This is a genomic window from Candidatus Rhodobacter oscarellae, from assembly GCF_001078595.1.
GTDB classification, from domain to species: Bacteria; Pseudomonadota; Alphaproteobacteria; order Rhodobacterales; family Rhodobacteraceae; genus Rhodobacter_B; species Rhodobacter_B oscarellae.
Genome location: NZ_LFTY01000002.1, coordinates 1,765,745 through 1,783,787 on the forward strand (window position 1 = coordinate 1,765,745; position 18,043 = coordinate 1,783,787).

General features: G+C 64.5%; 19 protein-coding genes and 1 tRNA gene. 5 read left to right on the forward strand and 15 right to left on the reverse strand.

Annotation, left to right across the window (positions count from 1 at the left end):
* Positions 1–58: 58 nt before the first annotated feature.
* The 12 genes from phnD to AIOL_RS13455 all read right to left on the reverse strand — a co-directional run bounded on the left by phnD (position 59) and on the right by AIOL_RS13455 (position 9,224).
* Positions 59–973 (reverse strand): phosphonate ABC transporter substrate-binding protein, encoded by a 915-nt coding sequence (gene phnD, locus AIOL_RS13400; RefSeq protein WP_049643444.1) that lies wholly within the window; start codon positions 971–973, stop codon positions 59–61.
* A 37-nt stretch (positions 974–1,010) separates the two neighbouring features.
* Entirely contained in the window at positions 1,011–1,817 is an 807-nt protein-coding gene (gene phnC, locus AIOL_RS13405; RefSeq protein ID WP_049643445.1) for a phosphonate ABC transporter ATP-binding protein, read from the reverse strand.
* Positions 1,818–1,914: 97 nt separating this feature from the next.
* A complete protein-coding gene (locus AIOL_RS13410) occupies positions 1,915–3,060 on the reverse strand; it encodes an alpha-D-ribose 1-methylphosphonate 5-triphosphate diphosphatase (RefSeq protein ID WP_235439025.1) in 1,146 nt (381 codons plus the stop codon).
* Position 3,061: 1 nt separating this feature from the next.
* Positions 3,062–3,781, reverse strand: coding sequence for a phosphonate C-P lyase system protein PhnL (locus tag AIOL_RS13415; RefSeq protein ID WP_049643447.1), 720 nt, complete (start codon positions 3,779–3,781; stop codon positions 3,062–3,064).
* 128 nt (positions 3,782–3,909) lie between these two features.
* Positions 3,910–4,659 (reverse strand): ATP-binding cassette domain-containing protein, encoded by a 750-nt coding sequence (locus AIOL_RS13420; protein ID WP_235439027.1) that lies wholly within the window; start codon positions 4,657–4,659, stop codon positions 3,910–3,912.
* Between the two features lie 44 nt (positions 4,660–4,703).
* Complete coding sequence (locus tag AIOL_RS13425; protein ID WP_049643449.1) at positions 4,704–5,615, reverse strand: alpha-D-ribose 1-methylphosphonate 5-phosphate C-P-lyase PhnJ; 912 nt, start codon at positions 5,613–5,615, stop codon at positions 4,704–4,706.
* Entirely contained in the window at positions 5,612–6,676 is a 1,065-nt protein-coding gene (locus AIOL_RS13430) for a carbon-phosphorus lyase complex subunit PhnI (protein WP_049643450.1), read from the reverse strand. The genes AIOL_RS13425 and AIOL_RS13430 overlap by 4 nt, the downstream gene beginning before the upstream one ends.
* A complete protein-coding gene (phnH, locus tag AIOL_RS13435; RefSeq protein ID WP_049643451.1) occupies positions 6,676–7,224 on the reverse strand; it encodes a phosphonate C-P lyase system protein PhnH in 549 nt (182 codons plus the stop codon). The genes AIOL_RS13430 and phnH overlap by 1 nt, the downstream gene beginning before the upstream one ends.
* Complete coding sequence (locus AIOL_RS13440) at positions 7,225–7,632, reverse strand: phosphonate C-P lyase system protein PhnG (protein WP_049643452.1); 408 nt, start codon at positions 7,630–7,632, stop codon at positions 7,225–7,227.
* Positions 7,625–8,341 (reverse strand): phosphonate metabolism transcriptional regulator PhnF, encoded by a 717-nt coding sequence (phnF, locus tag AIOL_RS13445; RefSeq protein WP_049643453.1) that lies wholly within the window; start codon positions 8,339–8,341, stop codon positions 7,625–7,627. Before phnF ends, AIOL_RS13440 begins: the two co-directional genes overlap by 8 nt.
* Before the next feature lie 507 nt (positions 8,342–8,848).
* Positions 8,849–8,924: transfer RNA gene (locus tag AIOL_RS13450), tRNA-Thr, on the reverse strand.
* Positions 8,925–8,969: 45 nt separating this feature from the next.
* Positions 8,970–9,224 (reverse strand): DUF2312 domain-containing protein, encoded by a 255-nt coding sequence (locus AIOL_RS13455; RefSeq protein ID WP_049643454.1) that lies wholly within the window; start codon positions 9,222–9,224, stop codon positions 8,970–8,972.
* A 126-nt stretch (positions 9,225–9,350) separates the two neighbouring features.
* On the opposite strand from AIOL_RS13455, the gene AIOL_RS13460 reads away from it, so the two are divergent.
* Both AIOL_RS13460 and AIOL_RS13465 read left to right on the forward strand, forming a co-directional pair.
* Entirely contained in the window at positions 9,351–9,566 is a 216-nt protein-coding gene (locus AIOL_RS13460) for a hypothetical protein (RefSeq protein ID WP_049643455.1), read from the forward strand.
* Between the two features lie 87 nt (positions 9,567–9,653).
* Complete coding sequence (locus AIOL_RS13465) at positions 9,654–10,079, forward strand: TIGR01244 family sulfur transferase (RefSeq protein ID WP_049645441.1); 426 nt, start codon at positions 9,654–9,656, stop codon at positions 10,077–10,079.
* 100 nt (positions 10,080–10,179) lie between these two features.
* Here the strand turns inward: AIOL_RS13465 and AIOL_RS13470 are convergent, their stop codons facing one another.
* On the reverse strand, positions 10,180–11,199 hold the full coding sequence (locus tag AIOL_RS13470) for an NADP-dependent oxidoreductase (RefSeq protein WP_049643456.1): 1,020 nt from the start codon (positions 11,197–11,199) through the stop codon (positions 10,180–10,182).
* 50 nt (positions 11,200–11,249) lie between these two features.
* Positions 11,250–11,732 (reverse strand): hypothetical protein, encoded by a 483-nt coding sequence (locus tag AIOL_RS13475; protein WP_049643457.1) that lies wholly within the window; start codon positions 11,730–11,732, stop codon positions 11,250–11,252.
* Positions 11,733–11,891: 159 nt separating this feature from the next.
* On the opposite strand from AIOL_RS13475, the gene AIOL_RS13480 reads away from it, so the two are divergent.
* Complete coding sequence (locus AIOL_RS13480; protein ID WP_049643458.1) at positions 11,892–13,403, forward strand: malonate--CoA ligase; 1,512 nt, start codon at positions 11,892–11,894, stop codon at positions 13,401–13,403.
* A gap of 94 nt (positions 13,404–13,497) precedes the next feature.
* Here the strand turns inward: AIOL_RS13480 and AIOL_RS13485 are convergent, their stop codons facing one another.
* The gene (locus AIOL_RS13485; RefSeq protein ID WP_082152584.1) at positions 13,498–14,193 is read right to left on the reverse strand and encodes an SIMPL domain-containing protein; all 696 of its coding nucleotides are present in this window, start codon (positions 14,191–14,193) and stop codon (positions 13,498–13,500) included.
* A gap of 162 nt (positions 14,194–14,355) precedes the next feature.
* On the opposite strand from AIOL_RS13485, the gene AIOL_RS25525 reads away from it, so the two are divergent.
* Together AIOL_RS25525 and AIOL_RS13495 are read left to right on the forward strand one after the other, a co-directional pair.
* On the forward strand, positions 14,356–17,268 hold the full coding sequence (locus tag AIOL_RS25525; RefSeq protein WP_049643459.1) for a hypothetical protein: 2,913 nt from the start codon (positions 14,356–14,358) through the stop codon (positions 17,266–17,268).
* A gap of 126 nt (positions 17,269–17,394) precedes the next feature.
* Positions 17,395–17,973, forward strand: coding sequence for a hypothetical protein (locus AIOL_RS13495; protein ID WP_049643460.1), 579 nt, complete (start codon positions 17,395–17,397; stop codon positions 17,971–17,973).
* The last annotated feature ends 70 nt before the right edge of the window (positions 17,974–18,043 follow it).

The following is an 18,043-nucleotide window of genomic DNA, read 5'->3' on the forward strand; positions in this document are numbered from 1 at the left end:
CCCGTGTCGTTTGGGGGGGTAGGATGGGGTTGAACCCCATCCTACGGTTGCCGCGCGCTTAGGAGTTGGAGCGACGCTCGCGCTTGAGCCAGGCGCGCATGTCAACGATCCACTGATAGCGGTCGTGGTCGACGCGCTCATAGCTGACTACGTTGTTCGGATTGTCGTCCGTCCAGTTTTGCAACAGGCGGAAGGCACTTTGATCTTTCTCGGGCATCTCCTCTATGGCCGAGGCCACCGCTTCGATCAATTCAGCAGGCAGGTTGGCACGGGCGGTAAACGGCCCGGTGGTGATCTCGGGGCTTTCCCAGATCACGCAAATCTGGCCTTCGTCGATCATGCCTTTTTGGATCATTCGCTGCCAGCGTCCGTCGACTTCGTTGTTCTGCCACGTTGCCGCTGCGTCAAATGTGCCTTGCACAACACCGGCCACCCCGGCCTCATGGCTGCCGGAAAAGGGCGTGTCGGAGAAAAAGGTCTTCATGTCATACGATTGGGCAATGTTGAAAAAGGGCACAGCATACCCGGACGTCGAATCGGGGTCGGCAAAGGCAAGGACTTTGCCTTCTAGGTCGTCCAGCGACTCGTAACCAGAGTCGCAGCGCACCGTGACCACAGAGTAATAGCCGGTCGTACCATCGGCTTTCTTTGGCGTCAGAAACGGCATCACGCCACCATCCGTTGCGGTGTAGGCCGCCGCATAGGAGGAAGACCCCAAACGAGAAAACTCGATCTGATCGGCTGCCATTGCCTGGATCACGCCATCATAGCTGCCGGCGGTGAAGACCTCGACGTCAACGCCCAGTTCGCGCTCCAGATACTCGATGAACGGTGTCCAGCGTTTGATGCGGTCCTGTTCGTTCTCGCCCGACAGTATGCCGAACTTGATGACCTGATAGTCCTCTTTCCAGTCCGCAGCGACGGAGGCCGTCGCCATAAGCGCTGCTATTGCGGTAGTTGCCAGAAATTTCATGGGGTCTCTCCCTTGAGGTTGGATTGGCGATTGAAATCTATTGGGCGGGAACGGCGATGCTGCCTTGTGTGGAGGTCACGGCCTCGTTGAACTCGCGCAGGCCCTGGGTGCCGTAGATGTCGCGCACCACGTCATCGGTAAGCTGCGCCGCGGTGCCATCGAAGAAGATGCGCCCGGCGCGCATCGCGATGATCCGGTCGCAATAGGCGCGCGCGGTATCCAGCGTGTGCAGGTTCACCAGAACGGTCAGCCCGTCCTCTCTGTTGATCTGCCGTAGGCCGTCCATCACCAGCGTGGCGTTGGCCGGGTCGAGCGAGGCAATCGGTTCGTCCGCAAGCATGATTTTCGGCCGCTGCACCAGGGCCTTAGCGATGGCCACCCTCTGCTGCTGACCGCCGGACAGGGTGCCCGCGCGCTGCAGCGCCTGCGGCACCAGGCCTAACCGGTCCAGCGCCTGCAGCGCCATCGTGCGCTCTGCATCGGTGAACTGCATCGCCATCGAGGACAGGAACCCATGCTCGGCGAGCCTGCCGATCAACACATTGGTCAGCACGTCCAGCCGGTCCACCAGGTTGAACTGCTGGAAGATCATGGCGCAGTCGCGCCGCCATTCCCGCAGAGCCTTGCCCCGAAGCGCGGTGATCTCTGTGCCGCCAAACGAGATCGCCCCCTCGGTTGGGTCGATCAGGCGGTTCACAAGCCGCAGCATAGTGGATTTTCCGGCCCCCGAGCGCCCTATGACGCCCACGAACTGGCCTGGGGAAATCTCCAGGCTGACATTGTCGACGGCGCAGGTCTCGTCAAAAAGCTTAGAGACGCTCGCCAAGGTAAGAGAAGCAGACATATACGACCCCCAGGAAATTCATTCGAATGAATTCTTGTCGTAACTCTGGGCGAGTCGTGTGAATGGGGGCTAACCAATATGTGACAGTTTAAAGAACTTAAGCCGCCTTTTCGGCCGCTGCTGTCACATGCCGGACAGTGCCATTGGAGTGGATCACTTCACCGCGTAGCAAAACCTTGGCCACACGGTTCTCGGCGTCCACGATGGCGAGATCGGCACGCTTCCCAATGGCGATCTCTCCCCGATCGGTGAGCCCCAGGGCTTTGGCCGGGTTCGCGCTGGCAAGACGGGTCGCGCCAACCAGCCCGTCCGGGTCCTGCGCGGCCAAGGCATGGATCGCGGGCAAGATCGCCGCGGGGTGATAATCGGCGGCTAGGATGTGCAAGAGACCTGCGGCATGGGCCTCCCGTGCCGAGAGGTTCCCCGAATAGCTTTGCCCGCGCATCGCATTCGGCGCGCCCATCGCGATCATGAGCCCGCGATCAACGGCGGTCTTGGCGGCCTCCATGGTGACGGGGAACTCGCTGATGACCGCGCCAATGTCCGCCATCAGGTTTGTTTTCTCGACCGTGTCGTCGTCATGGCTGGCCATGGCAACCGCCCGCGAACCGCACAGCCGCGAAACCTCTTGCAGGTTGCGCAGCAGCTGCTCTGCGGGGACCGCGGTATCGATGCGGACCTGGACCTGCGCGCGCGCTTGTTCCTCTGACATTGAACCGGTGCGCATCCGGTAGGCAATGAACTTCTCGACATTGCGATACTGGCCTTGGCCCGGCGTGTGGTCCATCACCGACACAAGGTCCACGGCGCCTGCATCCAAGAGCCCCTCTAACGCGGCAATGGCATCCGTATAGGTCACATCAAAACGCGCATGGATGCGGTGATCGACGCGGGTATCTTGGATCGTGGTTTTCAGCGCCTGGATGATGCCGGTTGTGTGCTCGAACGAGCGGCGCTCGCCCTTGTTGGCCGTGCGCGAGAAGGATACGCCCGCATAGGCCGTCGTCACACCCGAAGCGGCAAGCCGCGCGTCCAGATGCGCGACCGCGACCCCCATCGGAAAGTCCACGCCGGGGCGCGGCTCTAGCTCGTGTTCGATCATGTCGCCATGCATGTCGATGAAGCCCGGATAGATCGTGTGACCTGACCCGGCGCCGGGCTGTTCGACAATCTCGGCGATCATGCCGCCCTCGATCCGCAGGCAGCCATTCTCGACGACGCGGTCCGCCAGGACCAGCCTCATATCAGAAAGCCACATCGTCTCTTACCTCTTCCCGTATCGCGTTAGGGGTCAGATCAACGACGCGGTCGATCAGGTGAAGCACGTCATCGGGGTGGTGGAACACGCCGATCACCGCGGTGCCGTGCGCCTTGAGTTCAGCGAGCCTTGCAACCAGGGCGGCGCGGGCGTTGGCGTCCAACGAGGCGGTCGGCTCGTCCAGCAGTAGCAGCTTCTGCGGCAAAATCAATGTACGGGCGAGGTTGACCTTCTGCTGCTCGCCGCCCGAAAAAGTCGTGGGATAGGCGGGCCAAAGCTCGGGCTTGACGCCGAAGGTTTCCAGCGCAGCGCGGGCACGGTCCAGGGCCTCTGGGGTTGCGACACCGGCCAGGCGCAGCGGCTCGGCCACCAGCGCCTCGGCACTGACCCTGGGCCGCGCTGTCAGGAACTGCGTGACAAAGCCGATCTCGGTGCGCCGCAGATGCGCGATGTCCACATCCGCCGCGCGGGCCAGGTCAATCGGGCCATGGTCGGAATGAAACCGGATGACACCCGCCTGCGGCAGATAGCTGCGATAAAGCGTGCGTAGAAGCGTGGATTTGCCCGCCCCGTTTGCGCCCTTAAGAAGCAGGAACTCGCCAGCGGCCACGCTGAAGGAAATCTCGTCAAAGGCGGCGATTTCCTTGGCAAGGTGATGCAGCGTGAAGCCTTTGGACAGGCCGTTGACGTCAAGAACTGTCGGCATTCAGCGCCCTCTTGTGACTCGACCGCGCACCCACGGCTCCGACGCGCCGATTTCTTTAAAAGAAATCGGGCCGGAAACTTTCAAAGTTTCCGGCGCCGTCGCATCCATCGCATCGGTTGACATATCGGTCATAGCTTTGCGTGCACCAATTGCTGCGTATATGCGTGTTGCGGGTCTTGAAAGATTTGGTCCGCCAGCCCGGCCTCGACCACCGCGCCGCGCCGCATCACCATCACACGATCAGCCAACGTGCGTATGACACCCAGATCATGGCTGACGATTACCATTGTGATTTGGCGGTCCTGCTGCAGGCGCTTCAATGTGTCGAGCACAAGGGCCTGCACGCTAACATCCAGCCCGGTGGTGGGCTCATCCAGCAAAAGTAGCGCGGGCTCTAAGGCGATGGCCTTGGCCAGCTGCACCCGTTGCTGCATGCCGCCCGAAAGCTCAATCGGTGGCGCGTCGAGGCGCTCAAGTGGGAACTCGCTGGCCTCGAGCGCGGTGGTTGCCTTTTCACGCAGCACGGCAAAGCTGCGCTCGCCCGCCACCAATAGCCGCTCGGCCACGTTGCCGGAGGAGGAGTGCTTCATCAAAAGGCCCAGATGCGGGTTCTGGTAGACGATGCCGATGCGCGTGGCGCAGAGCATCCGCCGCGCGAACCGATCCAGCTCAAAGAGGTTCCCGGCCACATCTGGCAGATCCAGCGTGTAGCTGCCCGTGTCCGGCGTCTCTTCGAGATTCATCATGCGCAACAGCGTCGACTTGCCAGAGCCACTTTCGCCCACGACCCCCAGAACTTCACCCGGATAGGCGATGGCCGAGACATCGCGCAAGGCGTGCACGTCGCTATAGGATTTCGACACGCTTTGGACCTGCAACAGGGGGCGTGTCTGGACTATCCGCGGGGCATCTAAAGCCAAGGTCATGACATTTTCCCGTCTTTGTACCAGGTCTCGCCGCGGGTCTCGCCGCCATCCTCAGCGGCGCGGATCGTCTTCACGCCCCATTCGCTGTCAGAGACCTCGTAGGCCGATGTCCCGTCATTCTGCGGGATCTCGTTCATGAAATAGCCGCGCGTGCCGGATCGGGTGCAGGTCAGGTCGCCGTGATCCTCGACCTTGTAGGGCACGTCGCTGAACACAAGCGGTTCGACGCGGGTAAAGGGCGGCACGGCGAAGATGCGCTTTTCGCGGCCCGCGGATAGGATCGTCAGATGCCTGGCCATATGCTGCTTTGGCACGTCCCAGCGCGGGATCGGCGACGGGGTCATCACGTGACGGCCGTGCACCAGGCTGGGGTAGCTGGCACCCTGCATCACCCGGCCTGAGCGCACGATCTGCTCGTAAAGCTGCAACCACATCCGCCCGTAATCCGCATCCGCATGCATCTGCCGGGCGATCGACATGTTGGGCTGGACCGAACGCAGGGGTTCGGGGTTGGGCACCTGCAAGACAAGCACCTGATCGTCGCGCAGGATCTCCTCTGGCACGCGGTGGCGCGACTGGATCAGACCCGCTTCAAGCGTATCCATCGTGGTCGGCGTTCCTGCCACGCGCGCGATGAAGCGGCGGATCGAGGCGGCGTTGACGCTGTCGTCTGCACCCTGGTCGATCACCTTCACGCGGGTCCGCGGGTTCACCAGGGTCAAAGAGACCTGCAAACCGCCGGTCCCCCAGCCCCGGGCCATGGGCACCTCGCGGCTGGCATAGGGCATCTGGCAGCCGGGCACCGCGATGGATTTGAGCATCTTGCGGCGCATCTCGCGCTTGGCGGAGGCGTCCAGGAAGCCATAGCTCAGCGCCTCCCAAGGCTTGGTGAGATCGGCCAGTTTCATTCCGCGGGTTCCTTGGCAATGTTCGCGGCCGCCTTCTTGGCCTTGGCATCGCGCATGGCGTCCAGCGAGGATTGGAATGTTACGTAATGCGGCAGCTTGAAATGGATGCAGAAGCCCGAGCTTTCGACGCCTTCGGTGTGGTAAAGAAAGAATTCCTCCTCGGTGGGCGCGCCTTTGTCGGCGCCGGGGCTGTTGAGGTCGAGCGTTGCGGCGGCGATGCATTTCACCTCGTTCCAGCCGAAGGTCGCGGCGTAACCGATGCCGAGCTTCTCGCCCTTCTTGTCGACCACCTCGGCTTGGCTCACCTTGACCCGCCCAGCGCTGAAGCTGCGCCCATCTGGGTGCGTCACTTCGATCTCTGCCTCGGCCAAGCGCAGCTCGTTCACCGTGGGGTGCGCCTGGCCATAGCCGCGCATCGCGGCATATCCGAGCGCCAACACGCCGCCCGTCTCGGCCCTTGCCAGGCTTTGCAGCGTGTGGGCGCGTTTGGACGGGAATAAAAGCGGCTCACGCGTGAGGTCGGGGATGTCATTGCCCTCGGTGCCGTCCGGGTCGGGCAAATCCAACAGGTCGTTTTCCGCCTGCCAGGTGCTGACGCTGGGTTGATAGGCGGGGCTTGGTGCCTCCGCCGGATCGACCGGCGCGGGTTTGTAGTCTGCGCCCTGCAACACCTCCGTCGCCAAGATGCGATGCGCATAATCAAGCGTCGGGCCAAGCACCTGGCCGCCGGGGATGTCCTTGAAGGCGGCCGAGATGCGACGATGGGTGAAGAGCTGCTCTTGCTCAACGGGTGCTGCCACCTGCAGGCGCGGCTGGGTTGTGCGCCAGGCACGCAGCAAGAGCACGGCTTCATAAAGCTCGCCGCCGGTTTGCGCCAAGGCAATTGCCGCAAGATCCTCGTCGTAAAGCGAGGCCTCCCCCATCACGCGGTCGATCAAATAAGGCAGGCTCTGCTTGATTTCGGTGACGCGGGCCTTGTCGAACCCGCCCATTGCCTCGCGAAACAGCCGCTCGGACTGCTCAATTGCGCGCTCGCCCCCGCGCGTTGCGACATAGGCCATCAGAGCACCTCGATATCTGTGGATCGTGGAATGCCAATCACCGCAGCCCCATCGAGAATGAAGATCTCAAACCCCATCGGGTAGCGGATCAGCGCGCGGCGTTTCTGCCAGAACCCGGATGGCAGCCCGCCGATTTGCACTGTGAGCGTGGACTCGATCCCTGGCCCCGACAGACGAAGGCCCGGGCCTTGCCCAATCTGCCCGCGCAGCACCACGGTCGCGCCGTCATCAGGATAGAGGTCGCTGCCAAGCGCGATGCGATCAAGCGGCGCGAGATCCTGCAGGGCCCCGAGGAAGACGTGGTCGGCGGCGTCGATTTCGGCAATCTGAGCGCCCGTCCGCATGATCTCTGGCAGAATTAGGGGATCCGCAGAATACGCGCGGCATTCGCGATCCAAGAGCGCCCGGATGATCCGCGCCTCGCCCGCAGCCGGAAGTCCGCGCGGAATTCCAGGACGGCTGAGCGCCCATATCAGCGCGTCAAATGTCTGGTTGGCGTCGGTCTCGGAAAGGCTTGGGTCTGGGCTGGGTTCTGGGGCCGCCAACATCTAGAAGGTCTCCATATCCACGCGGGTCGCTTCGACGCGGCGCAAGGTCTCGATGTCCCGCTGCGAAAGCGCGGCGGCCTCGTTTTCGCAGAACGCCTGGCATCGCTCTGCCGCGATGCCTTGGGTCAACGCGAGATCCACCAGGGCCATGGCCATCGACGCCTCTAGATCGTGGCCCTTTCGCATGCCATACCCCTGGGCGTCGCCCGACCGGATATGCGCCTCGCTCATCAAGACCTCGCCAAGATGAAAGGCCACACCCTTGGCCGTGTCCCGGATGGGCAGCATCACCAGGCCGCTGCGGGATTGTAGCACCTCAATCTCTGCGAATTCCGGCACTAAGGTCTCTGCAAAGCTCTTCAGCCGCGCCGCGTCCGCGCGCGCCAAAGTGCTAAGCGCGTCAGTCATCTGAATGCTCCATTGTGAAGGTCACGCGCGCGGCCGACCAGATTACGCGGCTGCACGAGAGCGGCGTACCGTCCGGACTGGCATCAACCGCATGCACGACAATCACCGGGACATCAGGATGTTGCCGCAACGTGCGGGCCTCTTCTGCGCTTGCGGTTCGGGAATGCATTGAAGTGCTCTTGCGGAAGTAATCCGCTATCCCGTAGCTGCGTATCGCCTCTGTGGTCGACCCTAACGTGTCGCGGCGCTCGACGAAATCCGGGAACCGCGCCGCGCAATAATAGGATGACCCAAAGGCCACCGGCACATCATTGGCCGAGGTGATGCGCTGGCTATGGACGACCAAAGCGCCGGGGTCCAAATGCAAGGATTGCGATACGTTCTCCGGCGCATGGATGCGGCCTGCGTCGAGCAGTTGGCTTGAAACGGTGACCCCTTGCGGGATCAGGTTGCGCCTAAGCCGTGTGCGCTTGCCGATCTGATAGGTCAGGCGCGGCGTGGCGTTCACAAAGGTCCCGCGGCCCTGCTCGATGCTAAGCTTTCCCTCGCGCGCCAGGGCTTCAAGCGCCTTGCGGACCGAGTGGCGACCCACGCCGAAACGGGCGACCAGTTGCGGCTCCGTTGGCAATTGGTCCCCCGCCGACAGCCGCCCCGAGCGGATATCGGTGGTGAGTTGATCCTTGATCTGTGTCCAGGTGTTCTTGGTCATGCTCGATTCATCCGAATGAATTCTAGTTACGTCGAAGTCATGACAGACGCGTGACAAAAGCGAAAGCAAACCCGCAAAATTGACGTCCGAGGACGTGGTATAATCTCTGTGCCTTCATCTGCGCTCTGCAAAGCGCCAACTGGCGTAAACCAAAAAGATAATCGGTGTGGTCTTGGGTCGCATCCTCTCCGCATCCAACGCGACCATCATCGCGACCTATGAAGGCAAGACGGCCGAACTGGAACGAGACAAGGACGGAATGGACGAAAAGTGCAAGCGCAAATGCCAAATCCAAGATCGTTCGGCGAAAGACGAGAACCGGCCCTCACATTCTCCGCAGACCCTTGGAAGTTCTGGGAAACTGGGCACCTTTCTCTACGTCGGACGGTGCTGAAACCGGCCTTTCTCGAGCGTCTTGAACACACCCGAAATGAGGGCGCTAGAACTCCAAAAAATCAGCCTTCCGCTCAAAGCCTCAGGGGTAAATCTCGACAGGGATGTTGTGAATGGTGCCGGTTGAGGGACTCGAACCCCCGACCCACTGATTACAAATCAGTTGCTCTACCAGCTGAGCTAAACCGGCACTGCGGCGGGATTTAAGCGCTTGCGCGCGCCCGCGCAAGAGGCGTTACATGCCCAGCGCTTCTTTGTACATCTCAAGCACCGCCTCTTCCTCGGCGATGTCATCCTTGTCGCGCTTGCGCAATGCCACGACCTTGCGCAAGACCTTGGTGTCATAGCCGCGGGCCTTGGCCTCGGCCATCACCTCTTTCTGCTGCTCGGCGACGTCCTTTTTCTCGGCCTCAAGCCGCTCGTAGCGCTCGATGAACTGGCGCAATTCGTCCGCGGTGACGCGGTAGGTCGTGTCAGAGATATCGCTCATGGGGCAGGCCTTTGTCGGGATGTCGGAGCCATTGCCTAGCCTTGCCCCGCCGCGCCTTCAAGCCCCAAACGCTTGCCCCCGCGGTTTCGGTGCGCTAGGCGCGGCGCAACACGGGAGGGCATGGCAATGGAATGGCTAATCTGGATCGGAGCACTGCTGTCCGTCATCGGGCTTGGCGGGCTTGTATGGTGCATCCTGATCGTGCTGCGGGCGCGTCGCGCCAACCTGCCCGAAGAGCAGATGCGCCAGGCCCTGGGGCGGGTGATGCCGCTGAACATGGCCGCACTTATGCTCTCCGCATTTGGGCTGATGATGGTGGTCGTGGGCATCCTGCTGGGCTGATCAATCCGCGCGCGCCGCGCAGCAATAGCGCGCCGCCGGTTGCAAAACGGCTCGACGCCGCGGCGCAGCAACCCTAAACTCGGGCGCATGGATATCCGACGCATCACCCCCGACTACGCCGTCTCGCCGCAGATTGCGCCCCAAGACATGGCCGCATTGGCCGCCGAGGGCTTTACCACCGTCATCAACAACCGCCCCGATGCCGAGATCACGCCGGATCTGTGCTGCGACGAGATGCGCCGCGCGGCCGAGGCGGCGGGGCTGCGATATGTGGCCAACCCGGTGGTGAACGGCGCGCTGACCATGCAGATGGTCGAGGCCCAGGGCGCAGCGATCAAGGCATCCACGGGACCGGTCTTTGCCTGGTGCCGCTCTGGGACGCGATGCTCCATTGTCTGGGCGCTGTCCGAGGCCGGCGCGCGCCCCACGCAAGAGATTCTATCGGCGCTCTCGCAAGCCGGTTACGACCTGCCACAGCTTGCCTCGCAGGTGGACGCGCTGGCGGAACGCTGAGCGTGTCCAACCGCACGCGCCCCGTGCCCCGGTTTGGCGGGGGCGGGGGTGGGTGGGCGGGCCGCACCCGGCAAAGCGGGGCACGGGGCGCGTGCGCGGGCTATGACTTGTCCGCCACCTTCACCAATTGCTTGCCAAAGTTCCCGCCGCCGAGCAGTTCCAGGAACGCCGCGGGGGCGTTCTCCAGCCCGTCGGCCACGCTCTCGCGATAGTGGATCTCGCCGGACTTCACCAGCGGGCCGACCTCGCGCGCAAACGGCGCGAACCGGTCATTGTGGTCGAAGATGATAAACCCCTGCACCCGCATCCGCTTGACCAGGATCGAGCGCCACATCTTCGGCAGGCGCATCGCGTCCTCCAGCCCCTTGCCGGAATACCAGGCGATCATGCCGCAGATCGCAATGCGGCTGAAATCGTTCATCAGGGGCAGCACCGCCTCCAGCGTGGCCCCGCCCACATTCTCGTAGTAGCAATCGACGCCGCCCGGCGTCAGCGCCTTCAGCTCGGCGGCCAGGTCGGGCGAGCGGTGGTCGATGCAGGCCTCATAGCCCAGATGCTCCACCGCATAGGCGCATTTCTCCGCCCCGCCCGCGACGCCGATCACCTTCATGTTCTTGCGCTTGGCGAGCTGGCCCACCAGCGAGCCCACAGCACCCGTGGCCGCCGAGACCACGATGGTCTCGCCCTCCTGCGCGGCCAGGATGTCGTTCAGCCCCACCCAGGCGGTGTGGCCCGGCATGCCCAGAACGCCCAGCGCCGTAGAGATCGGCGCCAGTTCCGGATCCACCTTGCGCATCTCGGTCTCAGACAGCACCGCATGGCTGGCCCAGCCGGTGCGGCCAACGACGATGTCGCCAGGGGCGTAGTGCTTGGAGTTCGAGGCCACGACCTCGCCCACGCCGCCGCCCTCCATCGTGTCGCCCAGCTCGACCTTGCCGGCATAGGACTTCACGTCGTCCATGCGCCCGCGCATATAGGGGTCGAGCGACAGCCACAGCACCCGCACCAGGACCTCGCCCGGGCCGGGGTCGCGCAGGGCGGCGGTCTCCAGCCGGAAGTTCTCGAGCGTGGGCGCGCCCTGCGGGCGGCTGGCGAGGGCAATGCGGGTGTGGTCGGTCATGGGGTGCTCCTAGATTTGCCTGCAAGTTACGCCTTATGCGCGGCGCAAGATCAAGCGTTGGCGCCGGGCATCTTCGAAAGATAATGCTTTAGGCGCTCTTCGGGGGCACCGTGATGCGACAGCACCGTGTCCCGCCACAGCGCGACCTCGGCTGCGATCACGTCCATTTCCCAGACGCAGCCCAAGACCTCTGGCACCCCGGCTTTGAAATCTGTGGGTTCCTCCCAAGGGGCGCGCATTTGATCCAGCCGCGCCAGCACGCTTCCCCACTGCCAATATACTGCGGGCGCCACGACTGCGACTTGCGCGAAATGCACGATCTGGATGCAGATGCCGTGGTTCCCGTCGGCGCTGTCCAGGCCACCAGGCGGAGGCAGACGTTCGATCATGGCCTTTGCGGCCGCGTCTGTGACGTCTCGCGACAAGACCCGCTCGGCGCTGAGGATCGCATATTGCTTAATGCGCCAGCCATCTTGGGCGACCAAAGGCAGCGCGAGGACGTCGCGCGCTCTGTAGGCTTCCAGATGATCCATGTCTGCGTCCCAATTCACCGGCGTCAGGATATCAGCGCACAATATCGCGTCATCGGCAACATGCAGTTGGGTCCGGCGTTGCGCAGGGCGTTTGTGTCCCGGCGAAACTGACTTTACGTTGCGCGCCGGATCGGTGAAATGGGCGCCCGGAGGTGACTTATGGCAAATCCCCTATATGACGCGCTGTTTGGGGCCCATGCGGGCAAGGACACGGTGTTTTTGCATCTGCCGGATGGCGGCACGCTGACCCATGGGGCCTTCGTGGCCATGGCGGCGCAGTTTGCGCATGTGATCGCGGATGCGGGGCTGGAGCCCGGCGACCGGCTGGCCGTGCAGATCGAGAAATCCCCGCAAGCCCTCGCCGTATATGCCGCCTGCGCGCAAACCGGCGTCATCTTTCTGCCGCTGAACACCGCCTATACCGCCTCTGAGGTGGATTACTTCCTGGGCAATTCCGGCGCCAAGCTGATGCTCTGCGATGGCGCCATGCGGCCCGCCCTGGCCGAGATCGCCGACCGCCATGGCGCCGCGCTGATGGTGCTGAACGGCGATGGCACCGGCGGGTTCGCCCAGCGCGCCGCCCTCAGCCCCGAGGTGTTTGAAACCGTTGACCGCACGCCAGGCGACATGGCCGCGTTCCTCTACACCTCCGGCACCACCGGGCGCTCCAAGGGCGCGATGCTGACCCAAGAGAACCTGCTGTCGAACGCGCACGTGCTGGCCGAAGCCTGGCGGTTCACCGGCGATGACGTGCTGCTGCATGCGCTGCCGATCTTCCATACGCATGGGCTCTTTGTGGCGACGAATATCGCGCTGCTCAGCGGCGCGGCGCTGATCTTTTTGCCCAAGTTCGACCTGGATCAGGTGATCGCGCGGCTGCCCGAGGCGACGACGATGATGGGCGTGCCGACCTTCTACACCCGCCTGCTGGAGGACGCGCGGTTCGACCAGGCCCTGACGCGGCATATGCGGCTCTTTGTGTCGGGCTCCGCGCCGCTCCTGTCCGAGACGCACCGCGCCTTCGAGGACCGCACCGGGCACCGCATCCTAGAGCGCTATGGGATGACCGAGACCAATATGAACTGCTCCAACCCCTATGAGGGCGACCGCCGCGCAGGCACCGTCGGCATGCCCCTGCCGGGGGTGGAGGCCAAGGTCTGCGACGCCGAGGGCGCAGAGCTGCCGCGCGGCGAGATCGGCACTTTGGAGGTGCGCGGGCCGAACGTTTTCAAGGGCTACTGGCAGATGCCGGAAAAGACCGCCGAAGAGCTGCGCGCGGATGGCTTCTTTATCACCGGCGACTTGGCCAAGCAGGGCGAGGACGGTTACGTCACCATCGTGGGCCGCGGCAAGGACCTGATCATCTCGGGCGGCTACAACATCTACCCCAAGGAGGTGGAGCTGGCGCTGGACGACCAGCCGGGCGTGCAGGAAAGCGCCGTGGTGGGCGCGCCGCATCCCGATTTCGGCGAAAGCGTGGTGGCCGTCATTGTGCCCGAGCCGGGCGCGCAGATCGACCTAGACGCCGTCAAGGCGCAGGTCGCAGAGGGGCTGGCCCGTTTCAAACAACCGCGCCACTACGCCGTGGCAGAGGCCCTGCCCCGCAACACCATGGGCAAGGTGCAAAAGAACGTGCTGCGCGAAGAGTTCAAGAGCGTGTTCGTGGGCTAGCCTTGTGCCGCCTGGGCGTAGGCCCGCTTCGGCTTACTCCGGCATCCAAGGCTCAGGGCCCAGCCTTCTCAATCAGCGCCAAATCCTGCGGCGACTATTGCCCCGAAATCTCAAATACAACAGTGACTTGCGCGGTGATATTCAACTCGCCCTGCGCGATAGGCACCGGCCCGGAACGGGCCGCGAACTGCGCCATCTCCACCGGGCGCGGGGTCGCGACCCCGCCCTCGTTGATCGCCAGGATTGGACCCAGCGACACGCCAGCGGCCTCGGCGTAAAGCGCGGCCTTGCGCAACGCGTCCCCCACAGCCGCCGCGCGCGCGGCGTCCTGGGCTGGCTGCGGCTCTTGGAGCCCGAAGACCAGCCCGTTGAACTGCGTGGCGCCGCTTTGCACCACGTCGTCCAGGATCGCCCCCAGATCGCCCAGCACGCGCACCCGGAGCGTGACGTTGTTGCTGGCGCGATAGGCGACGATGCCGGGCTGCTCGCGGCTGCCGGAATTGCGCTGATCCCAGACCGGCGAGAGCTGCAGGTTCGAGGTCTGCATATCCGCCTGCTCGATGCCGATCTCGGACAGCAATGTCAGCAGCGCGCCGGTGCTTGCGCTTGTCTCGCCCAGCGCGGCTGCGGCGGTTGGCTCTTGCGAGACGACGCCGACGGTGATCGTGGCCATGTCAGGCGCGGCCTGCACGGCGCCCTCGCCCGTCACGGTCAGCTGGCCCTGCGCGTCGGCGCCCCCCGAGAACGCGCCCAGCAACGCGACCACAATCCATGCTACTGTTATCCGCATCGCAACACTCCTTCGGTAAATCACCCGTACATCTCAGCAGGGAAACAGATGCCAAGTCAATTCGCACCCCGCATAGCTTCCCCTCGGCGGATTGTTGCTGTAGGGTTGCACGCAGTTCGGCACGACTCCAAGGGCGCTCATAATCTGTGATAGATCAATCGGATGAAGCCTAACTTCGCCCTCAATCTGACCCATGAAGGCATCAGCCTTCTGCACCGGGCCAAGACCGGTTGGACCCTGCTGGGCGATGTGCGCCTGGATGACCCGGATCTGAATGCGCGCCTTAAGGTGCTGCGCGAGACGGCCGTGGACCTGGAACAGGGCGGCATCGCTTGCAAGCTGGTGATCCCGGATTCGCAGATCCTTTACACCGAAATCCCCGCCCCCGGCCCGGACGAGGCCGCCCGGCTGCGCCAGATCCGCGAGGGGCTGGCGGGGCTCACCCCCTACGCGGTCGAGGACCTGGTCTTTGACTGGAAGGGGATGGGCACAAAGGCCCAAGTCGCGGTCGTGGCCCAAGAGACCCTGCGCGAGGCCGAGAGTTTTGCCAACGACTTCCGCTTCAACCCGGTCTCCTTCGTGGGCATGCCGCATTCCGACGGCTTTGAGGGCGAGCCGTTCTTTGGCGTGACCGAGGCTGCCTCGGCCATTCTGGAGGGCGGTGACACGTTGGAACCCGACCTCGTCGCGATCGAAGTGATCGGCGAGAGCGCAAGCGCGCCCCAAAAGGCGAAACCGCCCCCCGCCGAAGACACCGCCGCGCCCGACCCAGAGCCCGCCGAGAAACCAAAGCCGAAGAAAAGCAAAAAGAAAAAGAAGGCCGCGACCCCGGCTGCGCCCGCCGCCAAGGTGCCTTCGGATGGTGACGCGCCCGCTTCGGCGACGAAAGAGACGGAAGAGACGGACGAGCCCGCCGCCGAGGCGCCCGCCAGCACCGAAGAAGAGACCGCCGCCGTCACCTTCGCGTCGCGCCGCGGCCATGCCAGCGCGACCGCCGAACCAGCCAGCAGCTATTTGGCAAGACCGCACCCGCCCGTGGCGCCCTTAGAGCCCCTGCCCCCGGAACCCGCCGAGCCCCGCGATCAGGTTGACAGATACTCGGCCCTCGATATCGACGACGTCCCGGACCTGCCACATTGGAATACTGAGGATGCCGCGAAGGCCACGCCGCCGCCTGTCGCGCCAGAGCCAATTCCCGCCGCGGCGCTCAGCGCGCCAGTCATCGCCCCCAAGCCAAATGGCGCAGGTGGTGCTGCCATGCCCGCGGAGTCGCGCTTTGCCCTAGGCGGCCTGCCCGGCACCAGCCCCAACCGTTTGCGCGACCGCAAGGCGGCCATCGCCGCCGCGGGGCAGGAAGCCTCGTCCATGACGGTGTTTGGCGAGCGCGGGACAGCCGGCACGCGCGGCAAGCCGAAATATCTCGGGCTGACCCTGACGTTCTTGCTGCTGCTTGCGCTTGGCGTGGCGGCGCTTTGGTCGATGCTGTTTGCGCCCGATGGCGCGCCCGAAACACCCCCGCAGATCGCCGCGATCCAGCCCACCGGGCCGATTGAGGGCGGCGCGGAGGCTGGCGTCGGCCCGGCGACGAGCCTGGTGCCCAGCGCGCGGCCCGCAGCAGCCGAGGCCCCGCCAGCGCCCGAAGTGACCGCGCCAGAAGTCGCGTCGCCCGAACCGGGCGACAGCGGCGCGGATGTCGTCGCGAGCACGCAAGAACCCGCGCCTCTGCAAAACGCCATCGACTCGGCGGTGAACGCAGCACTTGGCCCCGCCCCTGCGGCCGAGGCCGATCTTCCCGACACAACGCCCGCAGCGCCGCTGGGCGAAACCACCACCGCATTGGAGACGGATCCCGCTGCGGCCAACGACTCTGCGACGGCCCCTGCCCCCGACGCAGCCTCTGGTACGCCCCCCGAAACCGACACAGCAGAGCCAGTCATCGAAGTGGCCCGCCTGGACCCGCCCGCCGCGATCGACCTCTCACAATCCGCGCCGCCGGATCGCGTGACCGAGGCCCCGCCTTCGCGCGCTGAGGCCGAGCGCCGCTATGCTACCTCTGGGGTGTGGCAGCTTGACCCGGACGCGCCCGCGGACCCGCAGGACGGCGACCGGCTGGAAGGGCTGCAGTTGGCCTCGCTTGATCCCAGCCTACAAGCGGCCACGCCGCAGGGCCTGCCAAGCGCAGGCCCCGACGCGCGCCCGGTCACGCTTGCGCCGCCCGCGCCTCTGGGTGTGAGCTTTGACCTGGACGAACGCGGGCTGGTGCGCGCCTCGCCTGGCGGCACGCTCGCGCCAAGCGGCACTGTGGTCTATCTTGGCCTGCCGCCGGTGACGCCGCAGCTGCGCCCCGGCACACCGGAGCCATCCTCCACGCCAGAGCCCACCGTGATCACACCGGAACAACCAGAGGCCCCGGCGCAAACGTCCATCACACCGCAAGAGCCGGTTCTGACCCCCGAGCAGGAGCGCCTGCGCGAGTTCCGCCCGCAGGCCCGTCCCGCAAACTTTGAAGAGACCTTCAACCAGGCGCCAAACGGCGAGAACTTCACCGAGACCGAGCTGGCGGCGATCCGCCCCGTGATACGCCCGCCCTCGATCCAGGAAGAGGTCGCCGCGGACGAGGCGCCTGTCGCGGGCGAGGACGCGACCGAGCTGGCCGTCGCCGCCTCGCGCCTGCCGAAAGGGCGCCCTGCCAGCGTTGCGACCTCTGCGCGCCGGGCGCTGGCCTCGGCGCGGGTGACCGCATCCCGCGAGGTCGTCGAGCCGCCGACCCAAGGAAGCCGCACCAGCCCCACGCGCGACGTCGCCGCCGCGGTCGTGCCGCGCATCCCGTCGCGCGCCTCGGTGGCGAAGGCCGCAACCGAGAAGAACGCCATCAACCTCAGCAAGGTCAACCTGATCGGGGTCTACGGCTCGCCCTCGGATCGGCGCGCCCTGGTGCGCCTGAAGTCGGGCCGCTACGTCAAGGTTGTGGTCGGTGACCGCGTCGATGGCGGTCGCGTGGCGGCCATCGGCCAGGCCGAGCTGCGCTATGTCAAAGGCGGGCGCAATATCACGCTGAAGCTGCCGCGCGGTTAGCGCCGGCGCGCTTTCCGTGCAAACTTGCCCCCCGGAGGCCCCTAGGCCAAAGTTTTTTTGAACCCTGTGCCCCTGCGGCGCGTCCTATGCGCAGAACATTTAATTCTGCATATAGGAGATGCCGTTATGAACCGCCTGTTAACTGCTGCCCTTGCCGGGGCCATTACACTTACGAGCCTAGTGCCCCCCGCCCCCGTCGAGGCCGGCTCCATTCAGCGCAGCTGCCATGCCAGTGTCGCTGGCTATGTTCTCTCCACCAAGGAATACTTGAGCCTGGCAAGTATCACAGGGTATGGCGTCTGCAAAGGCAAGCTCTGGGCCAATGATTGCCGCGCGACTGCGCGCAAACACGCGATGCGCTGCATATCGGATCTCTGGAACACGCGCCACAGCCACAAGATCCCCGATTCCTGCAAGCGCGGGAGTGCAGCTCGTAACGGCGCAGAATTGCGCTGGAAGGGCGGCATCAAGATCGGGCTGCCGAACGGATTTGATAGTCTAAAAAGCCGGGTCGAGCACAGCACCTGTTGCCCCAAGAAACGCAATGGCACCTACACTGTCAGTATCGGCTGGATCATGACCGGTGACCAGCAGTGCGGCAAGTACAAGACCGGCAAGAATCGCTTTCAGTCCGATGGCTCGATCCACGGAAGCTATGGCGTTAACTGCCAGGCGCTGCGCGCCCAGGGGCTCTGCGGTCAATAGGCGCTGCTCGGGCGGCGGTTCCTCCCTTGTCTCGGTCGGCGGCCTGACCTAGAACAGCCGCCGACCTCAG